Below are 24,674 nucleotides of genomic sequence, written 5' to 3' on the forward strand. Positions count from 1 at the left end.
AACAGTGTATCGATAGCAAACCGCTCAGGCGGTGGGCCGGCGCATCACCACCAGGCCCTTGAGGTATTCGCCCTCGGGGAACTGCACGGTCATGGGGTGGTCGGGCGCGCCGCCCATGCGCTGCAGGAACACGCCGTCCACGCCGGCGTCGATCCCGGCCGAGGCCACGATCTTGTGGAACAACTCCACGCCCACGCCGCCCGAGCACGAAAACGTGAGCAGCAGGCCGCCGGGCTTGAGCAGCTTGAAGCCCAGGCGGTTGATGTCCTTGTAGGCGCGCGCGGCGCGTTCGGCATGCGCCGCGGTGGGCGCGAGCTTGGGCGGGTCGAGCACGATGGCGTCGAACTGGCGGCCTTGCTCGACGAAGCGGCGCAGCGTGGCGTTCACGTCGGCGTCGAGCCATTCGCAGCGCGCCGCGTCGAGGCCGTTGAGCGCCACGTTGGCCGCGGCCTGCTGCAGCGCCGGGCCCGAGGAATCGACCGACACCACGCGCTGCGCGCCGCCTGCGAGCGCGGCCACGGTGAAGCCGCCGGTGTAGCTGTAGCAGTTGAGCACCTCGGCCAGGCCGTAGCGCTGCACGAGCTCGCGGCACAGGCCGCGGTTGTCGCGCTGGTCGAGGTAGTAGCCGGTCTTGTGGCCCAGCGCCACGTCGAGGCCGAGCTTCCAGCCATGTTCCTGGAGCACCAGGGCGGTGTCGCCGCCGCCGCGCAGCCAGCCCGTGGCCTCGGGCAGGCCTTCGAGCTGGCGGCTGCTGGTGTCGCTGCGCTCGTACAGGCGCGACAGCCCGGTGAGCTCGAGCAGCGCGTCGGCGATCACGCCCTTCCAGCGCTCCACGCCCGCGGCGCCGAACTGCGCGACCAGGGTGTCGCCGTAGCGGTCCACCACCAGCCCGGGCAGGCCGTCGGCCTCGGCGTGCACCAGGCGCACGCCGTCGCTGGCCACGGCCAGGCGCTCGCGCAGCGCGATGGCCGCGCGCAGGCGCTCGCGGAAAAAGGCCGCGTCGATGCGCTGGGCCTGCTCGAAGCTCCAGGCGCGCACGCGGATCTTCGAGGCCGGCGAGCACGCGCCCCAGGCCAGGAAGCGGCCCTCGGCATCGTCCACACGCACGGTCTCGCCCGGGTCGGCGCTGCCCTTGGCCACCGCGCCATCGAACACCCAGGGATGGCGGCGCAGCAGCGAGCGCTCCTTGCCGGGCTTGAGGCGGATGGTCTTCACGGACGCAGGTAGGTAAAGCCTTCGCGCGCCTGCAGGCGGGCCACCTCGGCCACGCCCGAGGGCACCACCGAGGCCTCCATCACCACCTTGGACGGGTCGATGTTGCGCGACACCAGGGTGTTGTTGCACACGCGGAACTCCACGCCCTTGTTGGCGAGGTCGGCGATGGCGCCCGCGAAGGGCTGGTTGTTCGCATTGACCGCGCCCTGCAGCAGGAAGTCGATGCCCGCGCCGTGCGTGACCACCACGATCTTGGCCTTCGGGTCGGCCGCCAGGTGGTTGCGGATGTTGCCCAGGCCGCGCGTGGCCTGGGCAATGCCTTCGCTCATGTGGTAGACGGTCTTGATGGCCGGCTCGGCCGCCGGCGCCGCGGACTGTGCCTGGGCCGGCGCGGCCAGCGCCACGGCGAGCGCGAACAGCGCGGACTTCAGGGTGAGCAACAGACGGGACATGGGATCTCCGGAAAAGGGTGACAAGGAAAAGCAAAAGCGGGCGCGTGCCGCTCAGGACTTGCCCGGGCCGCCGCGCGCGCGCGGGTGGGCCGCGTCGTACACCTGCGCGAGGTGCTGGAAGTCGAGCCGCGTGTAGACCTGGGTGGTGCCGATGTTGGCGTGGCCCAGCAACTCCTGCACCGCGCGCAGGTCGCCGCTGGACTGCAGCACGTGGCTGGCGAACGAGTGGCGCAGCATGTGCGGATGCACCGGGGTGGTCAGGCCGGCCTGCAGCGAGCGGCGCTTGAGGCGCACGCGGATGTGCTGCGGCGTCAGGCGCTGGCCGCGCTGACCAATGAACAGCGCCGCATCGCCGCCCGCCCAGGCGGTGCGGGCCTCGAGCCAGCGGCGCAGGGCCGCGAGCGCAGCGCGGCCCACGGGCACGCTGCGCCGCTTGCAGCCCTTGCCCAGCACATGGGCTTCGCCCGCGTCGAGGTCGATCCAGCCGCGCGCGCTGGCGCTGGCCGCCACGTCGAGACCCACGAGCTCGCCGATGCGCAGGCCGCAGCCGTAGAGCAGCTCGGTGATGCAGGCGTCGCGCGCTTCGAGGCCGGGATGGTCGTCGGCCTGCGTGTGTTCGGCCAGGCGCACCGCGTCGTCGACCGCGAGCGCCTTGGGCAGCGGCTTGCCGGCCTTGGGCGCGCGCACATCGCGCACCGGGTGGTGCTGCGTGATGCCCTGGCGCGCGAGCCAGGTGTAGAAGCCGCGCCAGCCCGAGAGCACGAGCGCGATGCCGCGCGGGCTGCGGCCGCCACTGTGCATCTGCGCGATCCAGCGCCGCACGTGGTGCATCTGCACCTGCGGCAGCGCCACGCCGGCCTCGCGCGCGAAACCCGCGAGCTTGCGCAGGTCTTCGGTGTAGAGCGCCACGGTGCGCTCGGCCAGCCGTTTGCCCACGCGCACGTGTTCGAGGTAGGCCGCGACCAGGCCCGCGTCGTCGTCGGTGCGCAGCGGGCCGGCGGCGTTCATTCGGTGGCGGCGGGCACCACGGGCCGCAGGCGCGCGAGCGCGGCGCTCGCGAGCTCGCCGATGCGTTCGAGGAAGTCCGTGCCCATGTCGGGCGCGAAACGCTGCGGGTCGGCCGAGGCCAGCACCAGCAGGCCGAAGGCCTGCGGCGCCGCGCCCGCGCGCAGCGGAATCAGTGCCAGCGAGGCCGCGGCCGAGGGGTCGGCCAGCCACTGCGCGGCTTCCAGACCCGGGTTGTTGCCGCAGTACGGCGCGGTGAGCGAGGACGCGAAGGCGCGCACGTCCTCGCTCGCGCCCTGCGCATAGGCCTCGCCCGCGAAGGCATCGGCCACGCCCCAGACCTTGATCGCCACCTGCGGCACCATGAACTGGCTCGCGAGCTCGACCGCCACCACCAGCGGCACCTCGCGCGCCTCGCGAACCATCAGCAGCTCGCGCGTCCAGCGCTGCAGCTTGTCGGCGATGGCGGTGTTCTCCTTGCCGTGGCGCACCATTTCGGCGGCCTTGAGCTCCAGGCCCTTGATCTTCTCGCGCAGCATCTCGGCCTGGCGCTCCTGCAGGCTCACCGCGCGCCCGCCGTGCGGGCTGGTGAGCTGCACCTCGGCCAGCAGGCCGGCGTGGCGCTCGAAGAAGTCGGGGCTGTTGGCCAGGTACTGGGCGATGTCGTCCTCGGTGATCGGCGGGATCGGCTGGGTCATGGTGAAGGGGGTGAGGGGTTCAGCTCAGGTGGTCGGGGACCTCGATCACGCCGTTGAACACGGGCGTGGCCGGGCCGGTCATGAAGACAGGGGCGTCGAGGCCGTCGGAGGCCTTCCATTCGATGGTGAGCAGCCCGCCGCGCGTGTGCACGTCCACGCGCTCGTCGAGCCAGCCCAGGCGGATGCCCGCGACCACCGCGGCGCAGGCGCCGGTGCCGCAGGCCAGGGTCTCGCCCGCACCGCGTTCGTAGACCCGCAGTTTCACGGTGGTGCGGTCCACCACCTGCAGGAAGCCCGCGTTCACGCGCTGCGGAAAGCGCTCGTGGACTTCGATCAGCGGGCCCCAGCCCGCCACGGGCGCGTCGTCCACGTCGTCGACCCGCAGCACCGCGTGCGGGTTGCCCATGGACAGCACGGCCACCGGCACTTCGCCCGCGTAGGGCAGCGTGAGCGGCCAGCGCTCGAAGCCGTTGAGGCGCTCGGGCTTGAGCCCGCTGGCATTGAAGGGCACGTCGGCCAGCGCGAACACGGGCGGGCCCATGTCGACGGTGACGCGGCCATCGGCCAGGCGCTTGAGTTCGATCACGCCCTTCTTGACCTTCACTCGCAGCGGGTTGCGTTCGCTCAGGCCCTGGTCGTGCACGTAGCGCACGAAGCAGCGCGCGCCGTTGCCGCAGTGCTCCACCTCACCGCCGTCGGCGTTGTGGATCACGTACTCGAAGTCGAGCCCAGGCGCGGGCGCGGGCCGCACGGAGAGGATCTGATCGGCGCCGACACCGAAATGCCGGTCGGCGAGGAAGCGGTACTGCGCCGCGCTCAGGCCGAGCAGACCGTGCGTCTCGTCGAGCACGACGAAGTCGTTGCCCGCACCTTGCATCTTGGTGAAGCGGATCTGCATATGGCCGCGATTATCCGCCGAGCCCCGCCGGCCTGACACCTGCACGACGCAAGACCGCACCGCCCTCCCCCACAATCGCCGCCATGGTCCGCCCCACCCAACTCCTGCACCCGCCGCGCACCATCGCGCCCCTGCGTCCCGCCGCCACCGTGCTGCTGCTGCGCGACGGCCCCCAGGGCGTCGAGGTGCTGATGACGCGCCGCTCGATGTCGGCCAGTTTTGCGCCCGGCGCCTACGTGTTCCCGGGCGGCGGCATCGACGCCGCCGACGCCCAGGCCTTCGGCGTGGCTTCGCGCCGGCCGACGCAGACCGATCTGCGGCTCACCCAGGCCATCGCGGCCATCCGCGAAAGCTTCGAGGAGCTGGGCGTGCTGCTCGCGCGCCGTGCCGATGGCCGCTGGGCCAATGGCGACGACATCGACGCGCTCGACCGCAAGGCCCCGTTCGCGCCGCAGTGCCGCGCGCGCGGCCTGCGGCTCGCGGCCGACGAGGTCTTCGTGCTGGCGCACTGGATCACCGACCGCGACCTCTCGCGCCGCTTCGACGTGCCCTTTCTGGTCGCGCGCATGCCCGAGGGCCAGGAGCCCGTGGCCGACGAGAGCGAGCAGTTCGAGCCGATCTGGGTGCGCCCGGCCGACGCGCTCGCGCGTCACGCCGAGGGCCGCTTCTTCATCATCTTCCCCACCATCCGCACGCTCGAGCGGCTGCAGGCCCACGTCACGGTGGACGAGGTGCTCAAGGCCTGCGCCGCGCACGACGAGCCCCTGTGGACGAGCTGCCCGCGCGCGGGCCTGATCCATGGCCGCGAATCGCGCCACATGGAGCACGAGCCGCCGTTCGGCGAACTCGCGCTGGTCTGCCCCGACGGCCAGATCGTGCACCCGCTGGACTGGCAGCACGAGCAGCCGGTGCCGCTGCTGCGGCAGGTGCAGCGCCTGACCGCGCCCAACAGCGGCGTGATGACCGGCCCCGGAACCAACAGCTACCTCGTGGGCGACCCGGGCACGGGCTACATCGCGATCGACCCGGGCCCCGACGAGCCCGAGCACATCGAGCGCCTGTGGCGCGCCGTGGGCGCCGACCTGCGCGCCATCGTCTGCACCCATTCGCACCCCGACCACTCGCCCGGCGCCAAGCGCCTGCAGCAACTCTGCGAGAAGGCCGGGCGACCGCGGCCGCCCGTGCTCGGCCTGGCCAGCGCGCCCACGGCGCGCGAGAACAGCCGCTTCACGCCCGACCGCGAACTCGCCGACGGCGAGCGGCTGGTGCTGCGCGACGCCGCGGGCACCACGCACACGCTCATGGCCGTGCACACGCCGGGCCACGCCGCCAACCACCTGTGCCTCGTGCTGCTCGAAGACGGCCTGCTGTTCTCGGGCGACCACATCCTCAACGGCAGCACCACGGTGATCGACCCGCCCGACGGCAACATGGCGGCCTACCTCGATTCGCTCGACCGCCTGGCCGCGCTGTGCGACACGCACGGCATCGACTTCATCCTGCCCGCGCACGGCCACGTGCTGGGCGACCTGCGGCGCACGCCCGACAACCTCTCGGCCCCGGTCGAAGGCGGCGCGCGCCGTGCGATCGACCAGCTCAAGGCCCACCGCCTCGCGCGCGAGGCCAAGATCGCGCGCGCCATGCAGTTGCGCCCCGACGGCGGCCTCGACGACTGGGTGCCGCTGGCCTACGACGACGTGCCCGAGCGCCTGTGGCCCGTGGCACGCCGCTCGCTGCTCGCGCACGTGGAGCGCATCCGCGCGCTCGGCGGCTTCAATCTCTGAACACGGGTCAGAAGCGCCGGCCGTAGACCAGACCCACGCCTTCGACCTTGATGTTGTCGCTGTCGTGGTAGTTCATCCAGTTCGCCTGCAGGTACGACTGCCGGCTCAGGTGCACGTTGAGGCCGAGGCCGTAGGCCACGTCGTCGCCGGTTTCGTCGACGTTGATGCCCCCGGCCGACAGCTGCAGCTTGGTGCGCGCATAGCCCACGCGGCCGAACAACTCCACGCGCTCACCCAGGCGGATGCCCGGTTTGAAGAAGACGCCATAGGCGCTCGGGATCTTGGCGTCGATGCCGGTGTTCACCCCGTTGAGCTTGATTTCGTCTTTCGACACGCCGCCGGCCACGAAGCCCTCGACCGCGAGGTTGGGCAGCCACTGGTAGCCGATGGTGCCGGTGAGCAGGCCAGGGCGCGCCTTGGCGCTCAGCGGGCCGTCCTCGGCCTTGATGTTGAGTTGCGACAGGCCGATCTCGCCGTACCACTTCGAGTCGGTGGGCTGTGCGTGAGCGGCGCCGCACACACCGGCCACGAGCAGCGAAGACAGCAGGGTTCTGCAAAGGGGATTCATGGGCACTCCTGTGGATGGATGGAACGGGCCCCGGGGGCCGGGGCTGCCCATCGGCAATCGCCGTTCCCGCGGGCGGGAGTGCCTGGCGCAAAAGTGTGAAGCGCGCCGATAAGCCGGATTCTGTGCGGCCGGGTCGCCCCGACCGTGACCGCCATTCTTCTGGGCCGGGGGTCGCCCACCCGGCTCGATGCCACCTACCCGCCAGCTCCGCGGAGCCACATCGACGCTGGCCTATTTGGTGTTGCTGCGCGTAGAGATTGCCCGTTTCACCCGGCCCGGGTCGCCCCGGGCCGACTCGTCTCTGTTGCTCTGATCCTCACCTTAGGGCCGCCGGGCGAACCCGGCGGCTGGTCGGTGGAGAGGTGTTACCTCCTACGCTGCCCTGTGCAGTCCGGACGTTCCTCCAGCACACCCTTTCGGGTCTTGTGCCAGCGGCGGTCTGGCGCGCTTCACGCCGCGATTATCGCCGCGACCCGCGTCACACCAGCCGCTCGATCCGGCGGTGCCGCCAGACCAGGCGGTAGTACGAGGTCTGCAAGGCCAGCATGCACAGGTAGGCCACGGGAAAGGCGATCCACACGCCTTCGAGCCCCAGGCGCAGATCGAGCCACCAGGCCGCGGGCAACTGCACGCCCAGAATGCAGAACACCGAGATCGCCATCGGCACCAGCACCACGCCGCTGGCGCGCATCAAGCCGCCCACGATGGCCTGGAAGCCGAACACCAGGATGCTCCACAGCATGATGTGCAGCAGGTGCTCGGCCTGCTGGCGCACCTCGGGCTGGGTGAGGAACAGCCCCAGCAGGTGGTGCGACAGCGCATAGCCCAGCAGCACCAGCGAACCCGTGAGCGCCGCGTTGAGCCACAGCCCCGTGCGCAGGATGGCGCCCAGCCGCTCGGTATGGCCCGCGCCGATCGACTGCGCGGCCAGGATGGACGTGGTGATGGCGATGGACAGCGCAGGGAACTGCACGTAGTTCACCACCTGCGTCACCGCGCCATAGGCCGCCGTGGCCTGCGAGCCATGGGCGTTCACCAGCGTGAGGATCACGAGCTCGGACGCGGAGATCACCACCATCTGCACGCCCGTGGGCAGGCCGATGCGCATCACCTTGCCCAGGATCTCGCGGTCCAGCCGCAACGCCAGCAGCATCGCGCGGTCGAAAGCCATCACGCTGTGCAGCCGCTTCAGGCGCCAGGCCAGAAAGGCCAGCGCCACCGCGTACGACACGAGGCCGGCATAGGCCGCGCTGCGGATGCCCAGCGGCGGCAGACCCAGCCAGCCCTGGATCAGCGCGGGCGTGAGCACCAGGCCCAGGCCGGTGGACAGCAGCAGCGCCAGCAGCGGCGACACCGTGTCGCTCACGCCGCGCAGCAATTGCGTGAACAGGATGAACACCAGCAGCAGCGGCATGATGAGCAGCATCACGCGGGCGTACGACACCGCGTCGTCGAGCACGTCGGCGGGCGTGCCCAGCGCCACCATGGCGGGGCGCGCGAACACGCCGCCCAGCGCCGCCGCCAGCAGCCCGATGAGCGCCCCCAGCACCAGCGCCGTGCCCGCGATCTGCTTGACCTTGTGCGGCTCGCCCGCGCCCCAGGCCTGGCCGATCAGCACCGAGGCGCCGGCACCGATGCCGATCACCAGCGAGATGAAGAAGAACACGATGGGGAACATGCCCGACACCGCGGCCAGCGCGTGCGTGCCCAGCAGCTGGCCGATGAAGATGCCGTTGAGCGTGCCCGACAGGCCCTGCAGGATGTTGGACAACACCATGGGCACGAGGAACACAAGGTAGACCCGCCAGAGGGGGCGGTGGGCTTGGGGTGTCATGAATCGCCTCGGGAGGAATCGGTGTCGGTGGGCGCGAACGCGTCGCGTGCGAGCCAGGCGGCATGGGCGCGCACGTCGGGCGGCCAGGACTCGATGCGCCGGGCGAAGGCCTCGCCGTCGTGCGCGAACAGGGCGCGCGTGGCCTCTTCGAAGCCCGGCAGGGCGCCCGCGATGGCGCTCATGAAGCGGTAGGCGCGTTCCGTGGCCGCGCGGCGCGAATCGCGCTCGGCATGGCTGCGGCGCGCCTCGTCCACCAGCCGGCGCAGCGCGGCCGACGCTCCGCCCGGCTGCTGCGCCAGCCAGGCCCAGTGGCGCGGCAGCAGCGTCACTTCGCGCGCGACCACCCCCAGGCGCGGACGGCCCACGCCAGGGGCCGCAGAGGCCGAAGCGGCGGGGCCAGGCGCGGCAGCCTGGGGCGCGAACGGGTAGTCGCGCTGCTCGCCGGTGGCGTCGTCGAACACCAGCAGGCCGCCGCCCGACAGGTCGAGCGTGGCCAGCGTACGGGCGACCTCGTCGCCGGGGCCGAAGGCCACGCGGCGGTGTCCGAGAAAAGCGGTGCAGGCTGTCATGGCGGGCGATTCTACCCGGGTTTTTTAATTTCACCCGGGTTATTTTCAGACGCCTCACCGGCCGGTGCGAGGACAATGCGCGCTTTCGTCCTGCTTGATCACCACAAGCCCCACGACCATGATCCGCATCGCCGAGCTCAAGCTCCCCCTGGCCGAGGTGCCGTTCGATGAACGCCGCGCGGCCGACGCCCCGGCCGAAACCGAGGCCGACCGCGCGCCCGCGCCCCACCCCGTTGCCGCGCTCACCGCGCTCGCCGCGCAGGTGCTGGGCATCGCCCCGGCCGACATCGCCGACCTCCAGGTTTTCAAGCGCAGCTTCGACGCGCGCAAGGCCGAACTGCTCGCGGTCTACATCGTCGACCTCACGCTGCGCGACCCCGCGCAAGAGGCGGCGCTGCTCGCGCAGCACGCACGCCACCCGCACGTGCGCGCCACGCCCGACATGGCCTGGCGCGCGCCCGGCCACGCACCGGCCGGCTTCGGCAGCGCCGAGGGCGAACGCCCGGTGGTGGTGGGCCTGGGTCCCTGCGGCCTGTTCGCCGCGCTCGCGCTCGCCGAAATGGGCCTGCGCCCCATCGTGCTCGAACGCGGCAAGCCGGTGCGCGAGCGCACCAAGGACACCTGGGGCCTGTGGCGCAAGCGCCGGCTCGACCCGCAGAGCAACGTGCAGTTCGGCGAAGGCGGCGCGGGCCTGTTCTCCGACGGCAAGCTTTACAGCCAGATCAAGGACCCGCGCTTCTTCGGCCGCAAGGTCATGCGCGCCTTCGTCGAGGCCGGCGCGCCGAGCGAGATCCTCTACGAAGCGCACCCCCACATCGGCACCTTCAAGCTCGTGAAGGTGGTCGAGGCCATGCGCGAGAAGATCCTGTCGCTCGGCGGCGAGATCCGCTTCCAGCAGCAGGTGGTGGGCGTGCAGACCGTGCCCGATGGCGCGGGCCTGCGCCTGACCGGGCTGCGCGTGGCCGACCTCGCGACCGGCACCGCCAGCGAACTGCCCGCGCAGCGCGTGGTGCTCTCGCTCGGCCACAGCTCGCGCGACACCTTCGCCTGGCTCTGGGACGCGGGGGTGTTCCTCGAAGCCAAGCCGTTCTCGGTGGGCGTGCGCATCGAACACCCGCAAAGCCTGATCGACCGCGCGCGCTGGGGCCGCCACGCCGGCCACCCGCTGCTCGGCGCGGCCGACTACAAGCTCGTGCACCACGCGCAGAACGGCCGCGCCGTCTACAGCTTCTGCATGTGCCCGGGCGGCACCGTGGTGGCCGCCACGTCCGAGCCGGGCCGCGTGGTCACCAACGGCATGAGCCAGTACTCGCGCGCCGAACGCAACGCCAACTCGGGCCTGGTGGTGGGCATCGACCCCGCCGACTACCCGCAGACCTTTCCGCAGGACCTGCCCTTGTGGACCGCCGCCTTCGGCGAGACCGACGGCACGCGCTACGCGCAGCAGGCCCAGGCCCTGCGCGCCCAGGGCCGCCACCACCCGCTGGCCGGTGTGGTACTGCAGCGCCAGCTCGAAAGCCGTGCCTTCGTGGAAGGCGGCGGCGACTACAGCGCGCCCGCGCAGCGCCTGGGCGATTTCCTCGCCGCCACGCCGTCGACCGCGCTCGGCGAGGTCGAGCCCTCGTACCGGCCGGGCATACACCTCACCGACCTCGCGCGCGTGCTGCCCGCCTACGCGGTCGAGGCCATGCGCGAGGCGTTGCCCGTGTTCGGCCGCCAGATCCGCGGCTACGACCTGCCCGACGCCCTGCTCACCGCGGTCGAGACCCGCACCTCGTCGCCGCTGCGCATCACGCGCGGCGACGACTTCCAGAGCCTGAACACGCGCGGCCTGTACCCGGCCGGCGAAGGCGCGGGCTATGCGGGCGGCATCCTGTCGGCGGGTGTCGACGGTTTGAAGGTGGCCGAGGCCCTGGCCTGCGACGCGCTGGGCCTGCCGCCCGTCGGGCGCCTTACAAATAGTGACAAGGTCGGCACCCCGGCTTGACACGCCGGGCGCAGCATCCAGTCTCCCCCTTACTCCCAGGAGTCTTCCGTGAACACCCCGAGATCGCTTCGCTGGCTTCCCCTGGTGGCCGTTGCGGCCACCGCCACCGGCATGGCCCACGCCCAGGAAGAGCAGGGTCGCGTCATCAGCAGCACGCCCATCATCCAGCAGGTGGCCGTGCCGCAAAACGTCTGCACCGACCAGCAGGTGACCCGGCCGGGCGCCAAGTCGGGCGCGGGCGCCGTGCTGGGGGCGATCGCGGGCGGCGCCGCGGGCAATGCCATCGGCGACGGTGGTGGCCGCGCCGCGGCCACGGCCATCGGCCTGATCGGCGGTGCCATCCTGGGCAACCGCATCGAAGGGGCGGGCCCGGCGCAGACCGAGATCGTGCGCAACTGCAGCACGCAGACCTTCTACGAACCGCGCACCGTGGCCTACGACGTGCTCTACGAGTACGCGGGCCGCCAGTACCGCACCCAGATGGCGCAGGACCCGGGCCGCTACGTGCGCCTGAACGTGGCCCCGGTGGACGCCCTGCCCGCCGCCCCTGCGCCGATCTACCCGACCCGCCCGCAGGTGCGCTACGAAACGCCCGTCGCGCCGGCCGTGGTGTACGACACCTACCCGAGCGGCTACTCGAACATCTCGACCGAGGTCGTGATCATCGGCGGCCAGCGCTACCACCCTGCCCCGGGCTGGCGCCCGCGCCACGAATGGAACGACCGCTACCCGGACCGCTACCCGCCGGGCTACCGCCGCCCGGATTTCGAGTACCGCCGCTGAAACCGCGGCGTCCAGCAAAAAGGCCACCCGAGGGTGGCCTTTTGCATGGGCGGTGCGCCTCAGTTCTGCTGCAGCGCCGCGATGCGTTCTTCGATCGGCGGGTGGGTGCTGAACAGCTTGCCCAGGCCACCCGTGATGCCCAGCGCCTGCATGGTCTTGGGCAGCTCGCCGGGCTCGAGGCCGCCCAGGCGGGCCAGCGCGTTGATCATGGGCTGCTTGCGGCCCATGAGCTGGGCGGCGCCCGCGTCGGCGCGGAACTCGCGCTGGCGGCTGAACCAGGCCACGATGATCGCGGCCAGGAAGCCCAGCACGATGTCCATCACGATGGTGGTCACCATGTAGCCGATGCCGGGGCCCGAGTTGTTGTCGCTGCCGCGGCGCAGGAAGCTGTCGACCGCGTAGCCGATGATGCGCGACAGGAACACCACGAAGGTGTTCATCACGCCCTGGATCAGCGTCATGGTGACCATGTCGCCGTTGGCGATGTGCGCCACCTCATGGCCGATCACGGCCTCGACCTCTTCGCGCGTCATGTTCTGCAGCAGGCCGGTGGACACGGCCACGAGCGCGCTGTTCTTGAAAGCGCCGGTGGCGAAGGCGTTCGGCGCGCCTTCGAAGATCGCCACCTCGGGCATGCCGATGCCGGCCTTGTCGGCGAATTTCTGCACCGTCGCCACGATCCAGGCCTCGTCGGCGTTCTGCGGCGGATTGATCACGCGCGCCCCGGTGCTGAACTTGGCCATGGGCTTGCTGATGAGCAGCGAGATGATCGCGCCGCCGAAACCCATCACCAGCGAGAAACCGGCCAGGGCCGTCATGTTCAGGCCGTTGGCCGTGAGGAAACGGTCCACGCCGAGGATGCGCGTGGTGATGAGCAACACCGCCATCACGGCGACGTTGGTCAGGACGAACAGCAGGATGCGTTTCATGGATGCTCCGTTAGGCGCCGGCCCGTGCTGGCCGGCAGCGCACTGACCCGTTTCGGGCCATCAGGTTCCCGCCGCCCTGGCGGGGCAGCGGATGATACCGAGGCCGCACGTGGGGCCGGCGGTGCGTTTTTTCAAGCGGGATTCATGCCCGCCGCGGCGCGCGAAACACCTGCGCATCGGCGTAGAAATCCGCGCTTTCATTGGGCGGCCACCAGCCCGGTACGCCCAGCACGGGCAGGGGCGTGAAGGGCTTGCACGCCAGGGCCTCGGGCCGCAGCCGCTCGGCCAGCCAGCCGTCCCACGCGGCGAGGTCGGTGCCCAGCGCGCCGGGCACGGCTTCGGTGAACACGTGCGCGGTGATCGACTTGTAGGGCTGCGCGAGCTTTTCCAGCAGCGCATGCCCGAACAGCACCAGCCGCGCCCCTGACCAGAGCGCGCGCTCGCTCACGAACAGGCGCTGCCAGTCGCGCGCGCGCAGCGCGTCCCACAGGGCAGGCGGCGCCTGCAGCAGCGCGGCGTTCTCGTCGAACAGCGTGATCGCATCGCGCAGGGGGCCGCGCACCGCGCCCACGCCCTGCGCTGCGATGGCCTCGGCCTGCAAGCGGTTGAGGCGGCGCTTGGCGAGCGGAAAACGGTGCCAGATCAGGCCGTTGAAGCCGTCGTGCAGGTTCTCGCGCGTGGGCACGCGGCCGGTCTCGCCGATGAAGGCCTCGTAGGCCACGCCCTCGGGCAGTTCGGCCTGCGGCACGGCGCGCAGCGGGCCGGGCGCGGCGGCGTTGAGCGCCTCGGGCAGCGACAGGCCCGCGGCCCGCGCGGCCTGCACCGCACGGCCGGCCTCGGCCACGGGCGCGAACCACGGGGCCGCCCAGTCCAGCACCATCGGGTTCAGGCCACCAGCCTCCAGCGCAGCGCTTCGCCCGCGCGCAGCGGCTTGAGCTCGGCCTCGCCGAACGCGAAGGACTCGGGCGGTGTCCAGCTCTCGCGGCGCAGCGTCACGCTGCCGGTGTTGCGCGGCAGGCCGTAGAAGTCGGGGCCGTGGAAGCTGGCGAAGGCTTCGAGCTTGTCGAGCGCGTTCGCGGCCTCGAAGGCCTCGGCGTAGAGCTCGATCGCGGCGTGCGCGGTGTAGCAGCCCGCGCAGCCCGTGGCATGTTCCTTCAGGTGCGCCGGGTGCGGCGCGCTGTCGGTGCCCAGGAAGAAGCGGTCGCTGCCGCCGGTGGCCGCCTGCACCAGCGCGAGGCGGTGCGTTTCGCGCTTGAGCACCGGCAGGCAGTAGTAGTGCGGCCGGATGCCGCCCTGGAAGATGGCGTTGCGGTTGAACAGCAGGTGGTGCGCGGTGATGGTGGCCGCGGTGTGCGCGCCCGCCTCGGCCACGTACTGCGCGGCTTCCTTCGTGGTGATGTGCTCCATCACGATCTTGAGCTCGGGGAAGTCGCGGCGCAGCGGGATCAGCACCTGATCGATGAACACGGCCTCGCGGTCGAACAGGTCGATGTCGCTCGAAGTGACCTCGCCGTGCACCAGCAGCAGCACGCCCTCGCGCTGCATGGCTTCCAGGGTCTGGTAGGTCTTGCGGATGTCGGTCACGCCGGCGTCGCTGTTGGTGGTGGCGCCGGCGGGGTAGAGCTTGAGCGCCACCACGCCGGCCGCCTTGGCGCGCGCGATCTCGTCGGCGGGCAGGTTGTCGGTGAGGTAGAGCGTCATGAGCGGCTCGAAGGCCATGCCCGCGGGCACGGCGGCGAGGATGCGCTCGCGGTAGGCGCTGGCCTGCGCGGCGGTGGTCACCGGCGGCTTGAGGTTGGGCATGATGATCGCGCGCCCGAACTGGGCCGCGGTGTGCGGCACCACGGTCTGCAGGGCGTTGCCGTCGCGCACGTGCAGGTGCCAGTCGTCGGGCCGGGTGAGGGTGAGGGTGTCGGGGGTGGTCGCGCTCATGGGCCCGGATTGTCGCAGCCCGCGCCGCCCCGCCCGCTCAGGGCACCTGGTCGCTGGGGTACTTCCAGCTGTCGCGCAGCAGGTAGCTCATGGGCAGGTTCAGCGCCTGGCCGTGCGGCGGAATCGGCTGCTCGAACCAGCGCCGGTAGATGGCCTCGATCTCGTGGCCCAGGATCAGTCGCCGCATCTCGCCGTCGACGATGGCCTTGAAGGCCGGATCGCCGGGCGGCAGCATGATGGCCAGCGGCTCGGTGGTGAGGAAGCGCCCGCGCACCGCGAGCGCGCGCGGATCGGGCCGCTGCGCGATCAGGCCGAACAGCAGCACATCGTCCATCACGAAGGCCTGGGCCTCGCCGCGCTCCACCTGGCGCAGCGCCTGCTCGTGATCGTCGGCCTCGGCGATGTCCAGCGGCAGGTTGCGCATGGCCTTGATGCGCCGCACCGCGGCCAGCGGCGTGGTGTTGCGCGTGGACACCACGCGCAGCAGCGCCGGGTGGTCGATGCGGTCGATCGGGCTTTCGGCGCGCACCAGCAGGCGCGCGCCGGTGATGTAGTGCGGGATGGTAAAAGCCACGCGCTGGCGCCGCTCGGCGTTGTTGGTGGTGGAGCCGCATTCGAGCTGGGCCTGGCCCTGCGCGATCACGTCCAGGCGGTCGGCCGGGCTCACGAGGCGGTGCACCACGGCGAGCTCGGGCAACGCGAGCCGCTGGCGCAGCGCCTGCACCAGCCGCTCGCACAGATCGAGCGCGTAGCCGATGGGCCGGCCATCGGGCCCGAGGTAGGAGAACGGCACCGAGGCGCTGCGGTGCGCGATCACGATGCGGCCCTCGGCCCGCAGCCGGTCGATCACCGGGCCCGAGGGCAGGGTCTCGGCGCGTGCGCTCAGCGCCACGCCCAGGGCGGCGAACACGCAGGCAATGCCCGCGATACGGATCCAGACACGCAGCGTTTTGACGGCGGACATGGCGGCACCTCCCAGAGGGCCGCACCTTAGGCAGCCTGCGCCGCCAGGTCGCTACCGCATTGGCGGCATTTCAGCCCTTGGTCGCCAGCAGGTCGCTCAGGCGGTTCCAGAAGCTGGCCACCGCGCGCTTGCCCTTGTTCGCGTCGAGCGGCCGGGCGCGGTACAGGCGGATGTCCAACGTGAGCTGCAGGCCGTCGGCCGCGGGCACGAGGCGGCGCGCGGCGAGCTCGTTGCGCACCGCGCTCGAAGGCAGGAAGGCGATGCCGTGGCCTTCGAGCGCCATGGCCTTCAGGCCCTCGGCCATGTCGGTCTCGTACACGCGGTCGAGCTGTGCGGCCAGCGGCGAGTCTTTGAGCAGGTGCTCGACCACGCGGCCCAGGTAGGCGCCCGGCGCATAGCCCAGGTAGGGCTGAGGCAGGCCATTGGCCGGCGGCAGCGCGTACATCGGCGCGCCCTGGGCGTTGGGCTTCACGTAGGGCGCGAGCTGCTCGCTGCCCAGCGGCAGCATCTCGTAGCGCGCGGGGTCGAGCTGGATCGGCTGCGCCGCGTGGTGGTAGGCGATCAGCAGGTCGCAACTGCCTTCCACCAGGCGCATCACGGCGTCGTGCACGTTGAGCGCGATCAGCCGGCTCTTCACGGGGCCGACGGCTTCGCGCAGGCCCGAGAGCCATTGCGGGAAGAAGGTGAAGGCCAGGGTGTGCGGCACGGCGAACTCGATCACGTCCTGCGCGGCCGCGGTGTGCGCGCGCAGCATGAGCCGCGTGCCGTTGAGTGCCTGCAGGATCTCGAGCGCCTGTTCGTGCAGGGTCTGGCCCGCGGGCGTGAGCCGCGTGGGGTAGGACGAGCGGTCCACCAGGTCGGTGCCGGCCCAGGCCTCGAGCGACTGGATGCGGCGCGAGAAGGCCGGCTGGGTCACGTGCCGCAGTTGCGCCGAACGGCTGAAGCTGCGCGTCTCGGCCAGGCTCACGAAGTCTTCAAGCCACTTGGTTTCCATAGGACGCGGATTATGTGTCGGTGCCGCTTTGCTGCAGTGCCCACATGCGCGCGTAGGCGCCGCCCTGCTGCAGCAGCTGCGCGTGCGAGCCGCGCTCGACGATGTGGCCGTGTTCGAGCACCAGGATCTCGTGCGCGTCGACCACGGTGGACAGGCGGTGCGCGATCACCAGCGTGGTCTTGTTGGCGGCCGCGCTGCGCAGCTCGGCCTGGATCGCGCGTTCGTTGGCCGAGTCGAGCGCGCTCGTGGCCTCGTCGAAGATCATCACCGGCGGGTTCTTGAGCAGGGTGCGCGCGATCGCCACGCGCTGCTTCTCGCCGCCCGAGAGCTTGAGGCCGCGCTCGCCGACCAGGGTCTGGTAGCCCTGGGGCAGCCGCTCGATGAAACCGTGGATGTGCGCCGCGCGCGCGGCGGCCACCGCGGCCTCGTGGCCGGCCTCGGGCCGGCCGTAGAGGATGTTGTATTCGATGGTGTCGTTGAACAGCACCGTGTCCTGCGGCACGATGCCGATGGCCGCGCGCACGCTGCCCTGCGTGACCTGCGCGATGTCCTGGCCGTTGATGGTGATGCGGCCGCCCTCGTCATGGTTCGTGACGTCGTAGAAGCGGTAGAGCAGGCGCGCCAGCGTGCTCTTGCCCGAACCCGAGGGCCCCACCACCGCCACCGTCTTGCCCGCGGGAATCTCGAAGTGGATGCCGTGCAGGATCTCGCGCGCGGGCTCGTACGAGAAGCGCACGTTCTCGAAACGGATGGTGGGCGGGCCGTCGAGCGCGAGGGGCAACGCGCCCGGCGCGTCGGCGATCTCGCGGTCTTTCTCGAGCAGCACGAACATCTTGTCGAGGTCGGTCAGGCTCTGCTTGATCTCGCGGTAGAGCACGCCCAGAAAGCCCAGCGGGATGTAGAGCTGGATCATGAAGGCGTTGACCATCACCAGATCGCCCAGCGTGAGCGTGCCCGCCGCCACGCCCTGCGTGGCGCGCCAGAGCATGAGCACCAGCGCCACCGCAATGATGAGCTGTTGCCCCGCGTTGAGCATGGACAGCGTCTGCTGGCTCAGCAGGCGCGCGCGGCGCAGCTTCTGCAGCGACTCGTCGTAGCGCCGCGCCTCGAAGGCCTCGTTGTTGAAGTACTTGACCGTCTCGTAGTTCAGCAGCGAATCGATGGCCTTGCTCTGGCTGGTCGACTCGAGCTCGTTCATGCGGCGGCGAAACTGCGTGCGCCACTCGGTCACGGTCACGGTGAAGGCCACGTACAGCACCAACGCACCCAGCGTGATCCAGGCATAGCCCATGTCGAACTGCGTGCCCAGCAGCGTGAGCACCAGCAGCACCTCGATCAGCGTGGGCACGATGCTGTAGAGCGAGTACGAGATCAGCGACTGCACGCCGCGCGTGCCGCGCTCGATGTCGCGCGTCATGCCGCCGGTCTGGCGTTCGAGGTGAAAGCGCAGGCTCAGGCCGTGCAGGTGGCCGAACACTTCGAGCGCGATGCGGCGCGTGGCGCCCTCGGTGGCCTTGGCGAACACCAGCTCGCGCAGCTCGGTGAACAGGCTGGTGCACAGGCGCAGCGCGCCGTAGGCGATCAGCAGCGCCACCGGCACCACCAGCAGCGACTCGGCGCTGCCGGGCTTGATGCTCATGGCGTCGACCAGCTGCTTGAGCAGCACCGGCACGCCCACGTTGGCCACCTTGGCGCCCACCATGAACGCGAGCGCGGCGAGCACGCGCCACTTGTAGTCCCACAGGTAGGGCAGCAGACGCTGGAGGGTGGCCCAGTCGGAGCGGCGCGCGGGCGCGGCTTCGCCGGGGGCGGTGGCGTGGGGCAGGGCCACGCGGCCTTGGGTGGGGTTGTCGGGGCGCATGCGGGAGAATTCGCGGGTTACCGGAGATTGTGCCCATGCCCCCCAATTCAAGTGCCGCCAACGCGCCATTGCCCGCGCTGCCGTCCGACCACCGTGAGCTGGTGCTCAAGGTGATCCCCATGCCGGCCGACTGCAACGCCAATGGCGACATCTTCGGCGGCTGGGTCATGGCCCAGGTCGACCTGGCCGGCGCCGTGCTGCCGGCGCGCTACGTGCGCGGGCGCATGGCCACGGTGGCGGTGAACCAGTTCGTCTTCAAGCAGCCGGTGCGCGTGGGCGACATCCTGAGCTTTTATTCGCACGTCACGCGCATCGGGCGCACCTCGATCACGGTGATGGTCGAGGTGTTCGCCGAGCGCTTTTCGGCGCAGGGCCAGTACGTGAAGGTCACCGAGGCCAGCCTCACCTACGTGGCGATCGACCGCGAAGGCCGGCCCCGGCCGATTCCCGACGAGGCGCGGGCGGAGTGGAAAGCGCCGGATTGAGCCGGCCCCGGCGTCAACCGCCCCAGCGCCGCACGCGGCCGATGTCCACGTGCACGAACTGCTCGCGCGGGTAGTAACCCACGCCGCCGGCCTGCAGCGACCAGGCGGCGTCGCGCAGGTCGGCCAGCGGCACACCGGCCACGCGCACGTCGATCGCGAGCCCGTCCATGTGCAGGCTGCGCGTGGCCACGCCGCCGCCGCGCGTGGCCTTGAGGTGGGCGTTGGTGGCCGGCGAGCGGTAGCCCGAGATCACCTGGTAGGGCCGGTCGGTGGCGAGCACGCGGCGCAGCGCGTGCAGCAGGTCGTGCAGGCCGGGGGCGATGTGGCCCACCGCACCCGAGTAATGGTCGCGCAGGAAATGGTCGAGCCGGCCCAGGGCCTCGGGCAGGTAGGCGTCACCGCGCGCGTACACCACATCGATCTGTTCGTGGGTGTGCAGGTGGTCGAGCGCGAGCTCGCGCGCCGGCGCGGCCCACACGCGCCCGGGCAGCGCGAGCAGCGGAACGGCCAGGCCCGCACCGAGGCCGGTGCGCAACACGTGGCGGCGGGTGGCAGTGCGCGGTGGGCTGTGCTTCATCGGGCGGTCTCGGGCGGGGTTCGGGGGCGGGCGTCGAGCGCGGCCTGAAGCCGCGCGTCCAGACCATACACGTCCGGCAGGAAGCGCGGGCGGCCCTGGGCGACCAGCGCCGTGGCGTAGGCGATCAGCACCGGCAGCGGTTCGCGCAGGGCCACGTGGGTGGATGTGCCGGCCGCCATCTGCGCGCGGATGCGGTCTTCGTCCCAGCCGGGCATGCCGTCCATGACGAAGCGGGCCAGGCCCACCGGGTCTTCCACGCGGATGCAGCCGTGGCTGAAATCGCGCCGCTCGCGCGCGAACAGGCCCACCGAGGGCGTGTGGTGCAGGTAGATGTTGTCGCGGTTGGGGAATACGAACTTGATGTCGCCCAGCGCGTTGGCCGGGCCCGGGCGCTGGCGGATGCGTGAGCGCCCCGCCAGCACCGCGTCGAGCCCGGCCGGGCTCAGGGCGGTCTCGACCCGGCCGTCGCCGGTCACGAACTCGAAGCCCTGGCGTGCCCAGTGGCCCGGGTCGCGGCGCAGCCGCGGCACCAGCTCGGCGCGCGCGATCGAGGGCGGCACGTTCCAGAACGGGCTGAACTCGATGCTGCGCAGGCGCTCGTCGAACAGCGGGGTTTCGTGGTCGAGCGCCTCGCCCACGATCACGCGCATCTGCAGGCGCACCGCGATGCGACCGTCCACCACCTCGTAGGCGCGCAGCACGAACTCGGGAATGTTGACCACGATCATGCGCGGGCCGAGGAACAGCGGCGTCCAGCGCAGCCGCTCCAGGGTGAGCGCGACCTGGCGTGCGCGCGCCGCGGGTGGCACCTCGAGCGCGGCGCGCGTGCCGGCGCCGATCACGCCGTCGGGCGCAAGGCCGTGGCGCGCCTGGAAGGCCTTGAGCGCGTCCAGCAGCGGTCCTTCGAGCCGCGCCGGCACCGGCGCGGAGGCGGGCAGGTCGCCCAGCAGCACCAGGCGCTGGGCGAGCAGCGGCAGGCCGGGCCAGGCGGCGCCCGGCTCCAGCTTGGGCTGGCGCGCGCCGGCGGGGCGCGGCAGCGCGGGCAGCGGCTGCGCCCACGCGGGCGGATCGCCCAGCGCGCGCAGGCCCGCCAGCACACCCTGCAACTGGCCGTAGAAGGGCAGCGGCGGCAGCGCGGCGCGCACCGCATCGGCCGGCCGGCCGCGGGCCAGCGCGGCCGCGAGCGCCTGGGTGGGGTCGAAGCCCTCGCGCGGCGCCACGCTGAAGCGGTGGTGGATCTGCCGCGGGTCGATGCGGCCGAAAGCCAGGTCGTGCAGCAGCCGCAGCATCGCGGCGTTGAGCGCGCGCGCGAAAGCCGCGGCCTCGGGCCCCTCGGGCGCGGCCAGCGCCGCGGGCAGGCGCTGCGCGAGCGCGTCGGTGCCGTAGTCGGCCGGGTCCAGGCCGTGCTCGCCGGCCGCGGCCAGCAGGGCCAGGGCCTCGCGCGCCGGGGCCTCGGGCCAGTGCGTGGGCAGCGCGGCCGGCGCTGGACCCTGGGCCTGGGCCTGCGTGCTTCCCAGCGCGGGCCAGGCCGCGAGCCCGCCCGCGGCCTGCAACCAGGCGCGGCGGCTCCAGCGGGGTGCAAACGGCGGCATGGCGCGATTGTGGTCCCGGCCCGGCGGGCTCAGCGCCGCCAGCGCGCGCGCCAGGCCGCGTAGATCGCGTCGGCCAGCGCCTCGCTGCCGGCCTGGTGGCGCGCGGTGGCCGCGCGCATGGCCTCGGGCGGCTGCACCGAATCGGGGTGGCGCGCGATCGCGCCGGGGTAGACGGCGCCGGGCGCGGCCAGCCAGTCGGCGATCTTGGGCGGCGTGATCTCCACATGGAACTGCATGGCCAGGTGGATGCCGAGCGCGAAGGCCTGGTGCGGGCACGCGGGCGACGAAGCCAGCCACTCGGCGCCCGCGGGCAGGCCCACGAAGCCGTCGTAGTGCCATTGGTACACGGTGGCCTGGCGCAGCCCGCCGAACCAGGCGCGCGCGGCGGGCGTGTCGTGCAGCGTGATGGGCAGCCAGCCCACTTCGGGCTGCGGCAGCCGCGCCACGCGGCCGCCGAAGGCGCGCGCCATGAGCTGGCCGCCCAGGCAGTGGCCGAGCACGGGCACGCCGAGCGCCTCGGCCTCGCGGATCAGGGCCTCGGCCTGGCGCAGGCTGGGGCGCTCGTCGTTGGCGCTCCATTCGCCGCCCAGCACCGCGAGCGCGCGGTAGGGCGCCACGCTCGCGGGGTAGGCCTGGCCGGCCTCGGTGCAGAACACCTGCCAGTCGGCGCCCTGCGCGTCCAGCCACTGGCCGAGGTAGGCGGGGTGGTCTTCGAGGGTGTGCTGCAGCACCAGCACGTCGTGAACGGGGGCAGAAACGGAAACAGCCATGGCGCGATGCTAGGCAGACACCGCGCCGGCCACGGGGCCAATCGCGCCGCGCGGCTCAGAACCGACCGTGCCGGCCCTCGCCCGCGGCGAAGCGCTGCGCGCCGTCGAGCGCATCGGGATTGCGCGCCTTGCCGCGCTGCCATTCCTGCTGCAGCGCTTCGCCCAGCGGCAGGTCCCACTGCGCGTGGGCGCTTTCGCGGTCGGCGCGCATGGTGGCCTGCGGAAAGGCCGCAAGCTGGCGCGCGAGCGCGATCGCGGCCTCGCGCGCCTGGCCGCGCGGCACCACGCGGTTGGCCAGGCCCATCTGCAGCGCCTCGGCGGCCTCGACCTTGCGGCCGGTGAGGATCAGGTCCATCGCATGGCCCATGCCGATCAGGCGCGGCAGGCGCACGGTGCCGCCGTCGATCAGCGGCACGCCGAAGCGGCGGCAGTAGACGCCGAAATAGGCGTCGTCTTCCATCACGCGCAGGTCGCACCAGAGCGCGAGCTCCATGCCGCCGGCCACGGCCGCGCCGCTCACGGCCGCGATCACGGGCTTGGACAGGCGCAGCCGCGACGGGCCCATGGGCCCGATCGCGCGCGCGTCGGCGCTGTCGAAGTCGAGGTCGGCCAGTGCGCCGCCCTGCCCGCCCTGCGCGGCACGCGCGCCGAACTGCAGGTCCCAGCCGGCGCAGAAATGGCCGTGCGCGCCGTGGAACACGGCCACGCGCGCGAGCGGGTCGTCCTCGAAGGCGAGAAAGGCCGCGTGCAGCTCGCGCGCGGTGTCGCTGTCGACCGCGTTGCGCACGGCGGGACGGTCGAGGGTGACGACATGGATGTCGTCCATGCGTTCGATGCGGACGTTGCTCATGCCTCGCCCCACCAGCCCACGCGGGGCGCGTTGAGCGCGGCGTCGAGTTCGGCCGCATCGACCTCGATCTCCAGCCGCAGCAGCGCCGCGGCCATGGCCTTGCCCAGGTTGTCCAGCCGCAGGTTGCGCGCGCCGCCGCCCTGCAGCGCGCCCTTGAGCACGAACTTGAGCGCAAGGATGTTGGGCAGCGGCCAGGCGTTCACCTCGCCGGGCAGCCAGGGCGCGAAGTGCGCGCGCACGCGCTCGGCCGTGACCTCGCGCTCGAGGATGGCGTAGCCCGCGGCGTTCCACGCGAACAGGCCGAAGTCGACCCAATCGGCCTTGTCGCCGCTGCGCGCGTGGGCCAGACGCGCGAGGGGGACGCGGATGCGGCTCATGAGGGCGCTCCCATCAATTCCACCGTCACGCCCGCCTCCACCGCGCCCCGGTCCACCAGCGTGGGCCAGATGCCCAGCAGCTCGCTCACGTTGTGCAGGCCGGTGAAGCCGCAGGTGTAGGCCGGGCCGCTCAGGCCCATCCACGGGAACAGGCGGCCGAAGCCCTCGGCCGCCGCCTTCTCGGGCGTGCGCAGCACCAGCCGCGTCCACACCTCGTTGAGCTGGTTGAGCGCGTCCGCCGCGGGCAGCGGCGCCAGCGGGCCATGGGCCGAGTTCAGGCCCGGGTGCTCCACGTAGAGCTCGTCGTGCGGCACGCGCCGCTCCTGCAGCAGCGTGCGGATGGTGGCCTGCGCCTGCTGCGACTTGTCCCAGGCATCGGGCCAGGAGAAACCCCAGGTGACCTCGGCCTTGTAGCCGTCGCGGTAGCCCGCCACCACCTTGAGCCGCTCGCCCGGCGCGCGGCCGCGCGCGCCCGTGAGCTGCACGCGGTCCTGCCCCAGGTCGTCGAGCCGGATGCCGCCCATGTCGAGCACCACGTCGGGGCTGTGGTACGCGTGCGGGTCGTGCACCTCGTAGAGCAGCTGCTGGCGCACGGTGTCGAAGTTGATGCGCCCGCCCGTTCCCGGCGCCTTGGTGATGAGCGCGCTGCCGTCTTCCGCCACCTCGGCGATCGGGTAGCCGATGTGCGCCAGATCGGGAATGGTCTGCCAGTGGCCTTGCGCGCCGAAGTTGCCACCGCTGCCCTGGCCCGAGCACTCGAGCAGATGGCCCACGGTGAGGCCCTGCGCGAGCCGGTCGAGGTCGCGCGCGGCGGTCGCGCCCTGCAGCGTCCAGCCCAGCGCGTGCACCGCGGGCGCGAGGAACAGCGCGGCGTCGGCCACGCGGCCGGTGATCACGATCTGCGCGCCCGCGTCCAGCGCCTGCACGATGGGCGCCGCGCCCAGGTAGGCATTGGCGAACACCAGGCGCTCGCGCACGCCCTGAACCGGTGCGCCGCTGAACAAATGGGGGAAGTCGGCCGCGTCGCCCTGCAGCCGCGGCAGCACGTCGTCGCCCGTGACCACCGCGATGCGCGCCTTCAGGCCCTTGGCCGCGAAGGCCGCGAGCACGGCCTGCGCCGCGCCCTGCGGGTTGAGGCCGCCCGCGTTGCACACGAAGCGCACGCCGTGGCGCTGCATCAGCGGCCACAGACGCAGCAGCAGCGGCACCACGTCGCGCGCATAGCCCAGGGCCGGGTCGCGCTGGCGGTCTTTCTGCAGGATGGCCAGCGTGAGTTCGGCGAGGTGATCGCTCGCGATGAACTGCACGCCGCCGCGTTCGATGGAAGCGGCGATGGGCTCCCAGGCGTCTCCGTAGAAACCCAGGCCCGCGCCGATGCGCACGGTTTTCATGCACGCCATCTTCATGGCGCGTGCGCGACTCCCGATGGGGGACAACCCCTAGCGGCAGTCCCGGGCACGACAGCTATAAATCCCGGCACCCGGGCACGTGGCCTTGCTCCCATCGTTGCAGCAGTGCCGCCAACAAGCCCGGGAACACAACGACAGGAG

At 72.0% G+C, this 24,674-nt stretch carries 24 protein-coding genes and 1 other RNA gene; 4 read left to right on the plus strand and 21 right to left on the minus strand.

Going from position 1 to position 24,674, the window contains the following annotated elements; genetic code table 11:
• Positions 1 to 24: 24 nt before the first annotated feature.
• From G9Q37_RS12735 to dapF, 5 genes are read right to left on the minus strand one after another with little or no spacing between them, the layout of a single operon-like run.
• Entirely contained in the window at positions 25 to 1,215 is a 1,191-nt protein-coding gene (locus G9Q37_RS12735; RefSeq protein WP_166227546.1) for a class I SAM-dependent rRNA methyltransferase, read from the minus strand.
• Positions 1,212 to 1,667 carry a DsrE family protein gene (locus tag G9Q37_RS12740; protein ID WP_166227547.1) on the minus strand — a complete coding sequence of 152 codons (456 nt, stop codon included), beginning with the start codon at positions 1,665 to 1,667 and terminating at the stop codon, positions 1,212 to 1,214. The genes G9Q37_RS12735 and G9Q37_RS12740 overlap by 4 nt, the downstream gene beginning before the upstream one ends.
• 51 nt (positions 1,668 to 1,718) lie before the next feature.
• Complete coding sequence (locus tag G9Q37_RS12745) at positions 1,719 to 2,675, minus strand: tyrosine recombinase XerC (protein ID WP_166227548.1); 957 nt, start codon at positions 2,673 to 2,675, stop codon at positions 1,719 to 1,721.
• The gene (locus G9Q37_RS12750) at positions 2,672 to 3,370 is read right to left on the minus strand and encodes a DUF484 family protein (protein WP_166227549.1); all 699 of its coding nucleotides are present in this window, start codon (positions 3,368 to 3,370) and stop codon (positions 2,672 to 2,674) included. Before G9Q37_RS12750 ends, G9Q37_RS12745 begins: the two co-directional genes overlap by 4 nt.
• Positions 3,371 to 3,389: 19 nt before the next feature.
• Positions 3,390 to 4,268 (minus strand): diaminopimelate epimerase, encoded by an 879-nt coding sequence (gene dapF, locus G9Q37_RS12755; RefSeq protein ID WP_166227550.1) that lies wholly within the window; start codon positions 4,266 to 4,268, stop codon positions 3,390 to 3,392.
• A gap of 83 nt (positions 4,269 to 4,351) precedes the next feature.
• On the opposite strand from dapF, the gene G9Q37_RS12760 reads away from it, so the two are divergent.
• Positions 4,352 to 6,052, plus strand: coding sequence for an MBL fold metallo-hydrolase (locus G9Q37_RS12760; protein ID WP_166227551.1), 1,701 nt, complete (start codon positions 4,352 to 4,354; stop codon positions 6,050 to 6,052).
• Positions 6,053 to 6,059: 7 nt separating this feature from the next.
• Here the strand turns inward: G9Q37_RS12760 and G9Q37_RS12765 are convergent, their stop codons facing one another.
• From G9Q37_RS12765 to G9Q37_RS12780, 4 genes are all read right to left on the minus strand, one after another.
• Complete coding sequence (locus G9Q37_RS12765; RefSeq protein WP_166227552.1) at positions 6,060 to 6,620, minus strand: porin family protein; 561 nt, start codon at positions 6,618 to 6,620, stop codon at positions 6,060 to 6,062.
• A gap of 93 nt (positions 6,621 to 6,713) precedes the next feature.
• An RNA gene (gene rnpB, locus G9Q37_RS12770) (RNase P RNA component class A) lies at positions 6,714 to 7,071 on the minus strand.
• A 27-nt stretch (positions 7,072 to 7,098) separates the two neighbouring features.
• Complete coding sequence (locus tag G9Q37_RS12775) at positions 7,099 to 8,454, minus strand: MATE family efflux transporter (RefSeq protein WP_166227553.1); 1,356 nt, start codon at positions 8,452 to 8,454, stop codon at positions 7,099 to 7,101.
• Complete coding sequence (locus G9Q37_RS12780; RefSeq protein ID WP_166227554.1) at positions 8,451 to 9,023, minus strand: DUF2239 family protein; 573 nt, start codon at positions 9,021 to 9,023, stop codon at positions 8,451 to 8,453. Before G9Q37_RS12780 ends, G9Q37_RS12775 begins: the two co-directional genes overlap by 4 nt.
• 118 nt (positions 9,024 to 9,141) lie before the next feature.
• Here G9Q37_RS12780 and G9Q37_RS12785 point away from each other — a divergent pair, with 118 nt between their 5' ends.
• Both G9Q37_RS12785 and G9Q37_RS12790 read left to right on the plus strand, forming a co-directional pair.
• Positions 9,142 to 11,010, plus strand: a complete 1,869-nt coding sequence (locus tag G9Q37_RS12785) for an NAD(P)/FAD-dependent oxidoreductase (RefSeq protein WP_166227555.1) — start codon at positions 9,142 to 9,144, stop codon at positions 11,008 to 11,010.
• 48 nt (positions 11,011 to 11,058) lie between these two features.
• Complete coding sequence (locus tag G9Q37_RS12790) at positions 11,059 to 11,793, plus strand: glycine zipper 2TM domain-containing protein (protein WP_205710646.1); 735 nt, start codon at positions 11,059 to 11,061, stop codon at positions 11,791 to 11,793.
• Between the two features lie 59 nt (positions 11,794 to 11,852).
• Here the strand turns inward: G9Q37_RS12790 and htpX are convergent, their stop codons facing one another.
• From htpX to G9Q37_RS12820, 6 genes are all read right to left on the minus strand, one after another.
• Positions 11,853 to 12,722, minus strand: coding sequence for a protease HtpX (htpX, locus tag G9Q37_RS12795; RefSeq protein ID WP_166227556.1), 870 nt, complete (start codon positions 12,720 to 12,722; stop codon positions 11,853 to 11,855).
• 142 nt (positions 12,723 to 12,864) lie between these two features.
• Positions 12,865 to 13,602, minus strand: coding sequence for a DUF3025 domain-containing protein (locus G9Q37_RS12800; RefSeq protein WP_166227557.1), 738 nt, complete (start codon positions 13,600 to 13,602; stop codon positions 12,865 to 12,867).
• A 5-nt stretch (positions 13,603 to 13,607) separates the two neighbouring features.
• Positions 13,608 to 14,654 carry a dihydroorotase gene (gene pyrC, locus G9Q37_RS12805; protein WP_166227558.1) on the minus strand — a complete coding sequence of 349 codons (1,047 nt, stop codon included), beginning with the start codon at positions 14,652 to 14,654 and terminating at the stop codon, positions 13,608 to 13,610.
• A gap of 37 nt (positions 14,655 to 14,691) precedes the next feature.
• Complete coding sequence (locus tag G9Q37_RS12810; RefSeq protein WP_166227559.1) at positions 14,692 to 15,618, minus strand: amino acid ABC transporter substrate-binding protein; 927 nt, start codon at positions 15,616 to 15,618, stop codon at positions 14,692 to 14,694.
• Between the two features lie 70 nt (positions 15,619 to 15,688).
• Positions 15,689 to 16,612 (minus strand): LysR substrate-binding domain-containing protein, encoded by a 924-nt coding sequence (locus G9Q37_RS12815; RefSeq protein ID WP_166227560.1) that lies wholly within the window; start codon positions 16,610 to 16,612, stop codon positions 15,689 to 15,691.
• Positions 16,613 to 16,622: 10 nt separating this feature from the next.
• A complete protein-coding gene (locus G9Q37_RS12820; protein WP_166227562.1) occupies positions 16,623 to 18,473 on the minus strand; it encodes an ABCB family ABC transporter ATP-binding protein/permease in 1,851 nt (616 codons plus the stop codon).
• A 35-nt stretch (positions 18,474 to 18,508) separates the two neighbouring features.
• Between G9Q37_RS12820 and G9Q37_RS12825 the strand changes: the two genes are divergently transcribed.
• Positions 18,509 to 18,958 carry an acyl-CoA thioesterase gene (locus G9Q37_RS12825; RefSeq protein WP_166227564.1) on the plus strand — a complete coding sequence of 150 codons (450 nt, stop codon included), beginning with the start codon at positions 18,509 to 18,511 and terminating at the stop codon, positions 18,956 to 18,958.
• Positions 18,959 to 18,971: 13 nt separating this feature from the next.
• Here the strand turns inward: G9Q37_RS12825 and G9Q37_RS12830 are convergent, their stop codons facing one another.
• From G9Q37_RS12830 to G9Q37_RS12855, 6 genes are read right to left on the minus strand one after another with little or no spacing between them, the layout of a single operon-like run.
• Positions 18,972 to 19,535 carry a YcbK family protein gene (locus tag G9Q37_RS12830; protein ID WP_166227566.1) on the minus strand — a complete coding sequence of 188 codons (564 nt, stop codon included), beginning with the start codon at positions 19,533 to 19,535 and terminating at the stop codon, positions 18,972 to 18,974.
• Entirely contained in the window at positions 19,532 to 21,127 is a 1,596-nt protein-coding gene (locus G9Q37_RS12835; RefSeq protein ID WP_166227568.1) for a L,D-transpeptidase family protein, read from the minus strand. The genes G9Q37_RS12830 and G9Q37_RS12835 overlap by 4 nt, the downstream gene beginning before the upstream one ends.
• A 29-nt stretch (positions 21,128 to 21,156) precedes the next feature.
• Entirely contained in the window at positions 21,157 to 21,897 is a 741-nt protein-coding gene (locus tag G9Q37_RS22035) for a type 1 glutamine amidotransferase (RefSeq protein WP_166227570.1), read from the minus strand.
• Between the two features lie 55 nt (positions 21,898 to 21,952).
• Entirely contained in the window at positions 21,953 to 22,747 is a 795-nt protein-coding gene (locus G9Q37_RS12845; RefSeq protein WP_166227572.1) for a crotonase/enoyl-CoA hydratase family protein, read from the minus strand.
• Positions 22,744 to 23,124 (minus strand): AtuA-related protein, encoded by a 381-nt coding sequence (locus G9Q37_RS12850; protein ID WP_166227574.1) that lies wholly within the window; start codon positions 23,122 to 23,124, stop codon positions 22,744 to 22,746. The genes G9Q37_RS12845 and G9Q37_RS12850 overlap by 4 nt, the downstream gene beginning before the upstream one ends.
• Entirely contained in the window at positions 23,121 to 24,515 is a 1,395-nt protein-coding gene (locus tag G9Q37_RS12855; RefSeq protein WP_166227576.1) for an acyclic terpene utilization AtuA family protein, read from the minus strand. Before G9Q37_RS12855 ends, G9Q37_RS12850 begins: the two co-directional genes overlap by 4 nt.
• Positions 24,516 to 24,674 lie beyond the last annotated feature (159 nt).

It is taken from the genome of Hydrogenophaga crocea (assembly GCF_011388215.1).
In the GTDB taxonomy this organism is placed as follows: Bacteria; Pseudomonadota; Gammaproteobacteria; order Burkholderiales; family Burkholderiaceae_C; genus Hydrogenophaga; species Hydrogenophaga crocea.

Bases quoted from the DNA above. Each gene is read 5' to 3' on its own strand.
- G9Q37_RS12830 (WP_166227566.1), bottom strand. From the start codon at position 19,535: ATGAAGCACAGCCCACCGCGCACTGCCACCCGCCGCCACGTGTTGCGC.
- G9Q37_RS12785 (WP_166227555.1), top strand. From the start codon at position 9,142: ATGATCCGCATCGCCGAGCTCAAGCTCCCCCTGGCCGAGGTGCCGTTC.
- G9Q37_RS12765 (WP_166227552.1), bottom strand. From the start codon at position 6,620: ATGAATCCCCTTTGCAGAACCCTGCTGTCTTCGCTGCTCGTGGCCGGT.
- G9Q37_RS12740 (WP_166227547.1), bottom strand. From the start codon at position 1,667: ATGTCCCGTCTGTTGCTCACCCTGAAGTCCGCGCTGTTCGCGCTCGCC.
- htpX (WP_166227556.1), bottom strand. From the start codon at position 12,722: ATGAAACGCATCCTGCTGTTCGTCCTGACCAACGTCGCCGTGATGGCG.
- G9Q37_RS12835 (WP_166227568.1), bottom strand. From the start codon at position 21,127: ATGCCGCCGTTTGCACCCCGCTGGAGCCGCCGCGCCTGGTTGCAGGCC.
- G9Q37_RS12760 (WP_166227551.1), top strand. From the start codon at position 4,352: ATGGTCCGCCCCACCCAACTCCTGCACCCGCCGCGCACCATCGCGCCC.
- G9Q37_RS12745 (WP_166227548.1), bottom strand. From the start codon at position 2,675: ATGAACGCCGCCGGCCCGCTGCGCACCGACGACGACGCGGGCCTGGTC.
- G9Q37_RS12810 (WP_166227559.1), bottom strand. From the start codon at position 15,618: ATGTCCGCCGTCAAAACGCTGCGTGTCTGGATCCGTATCGCGGGCATT.
- G9Q37_RS12850 (WP_166227574.1), bottom strand. From the start codon at position 23,124: ATGAGCCGCATCCGCGTCCCCCTCGCGCGTCTGGCCCACGCGCGCAGC.
- G9Q37_RS12780 (WP_166227554.1), bottom strand. From the start codon at position 9,023: ATGACAGCCTGCACCGCTTTTCTCGGACACCGCCGCGTGGCCTTCGGC.
- pyrC (WP_166227558.1), bottom strand. From the start codon at position 14,654: ATGAGCGCGACCACCCCCGACACCCTCACCCTCACCCGGCCCGACGAC.
- G9Q37_RS12845 (WP_166227572.1), bottom strand. From the start codon at position 22,747: ATGAGCAACGTCCGCATCGAACGCATGGACGACATCCATGTCGTCACC.
- dapF (WP_166227550.1), bottom strand. From the start codon at position 4,268: ATGCAGATCCGCTTCACCAAGATGCAAGGTGCGGGCAACGACTTCGTC.
- G9Q37_RS12775 (WP_166227553.1), bottom strand. From the start codon at position 8,454: ATGACACCCCAAGCCCACCGCCCCCTCTGGCGGGTCTACCTTGTGTTC.
- G9Q37_RS12820 (WP_166227562.1), bottom strand. From the start codon at position 18,473: ATGCGCCCCGACAACCCCACCCAAGGCCGCGTGGCCCTGCCCCACGCC.
- G9Q37_RS12825 (WP_166227564.1), top strand. From the start codon at position 18,509: ATGCCCCCCAATTCAAGTGCCGCCAACGCGCCATTGCCCGCGCTGCCG.
- G9Q37_RS12855 (WP_166227576.1), bottom strand. From the start codon at position 24,515: ATGAAAACCGTGCGCATCGGCGCGGGCCTGGGTTTCTACGGAGACGCC.
- G9Q37_RS12750 (WP_166227549.1), bottom strand. From the start codon at position 3,370: ATGACCCAGCCGATCCCGCCGATCACCGAGGACGACATCGCCCAGTAC.
- G9Q37_RS12815 (WP_166227560.1), bottom strand. From the start codon at position 16,612: ATGGAAACCAAGTGGCTTGAAGACTTCGTGAGCCTGGCCGAGACGCGC.
- G9Q37_RS12800 (WP_166227557.1), bottom strand. From the start codon at position 13,602: ATGGTGCTGGACTGGGCGGCCCCGTGGTTCGCGCCCGTGGCCGAGGCC.
- G9Q37_RS22035 (WP_166227570.1), bottom strand. From the start codon at position 21,897: ATGGCTGTTTCCGTTTCTGCCCCCGTTCACGACGTGCTGGTGCTGCAG.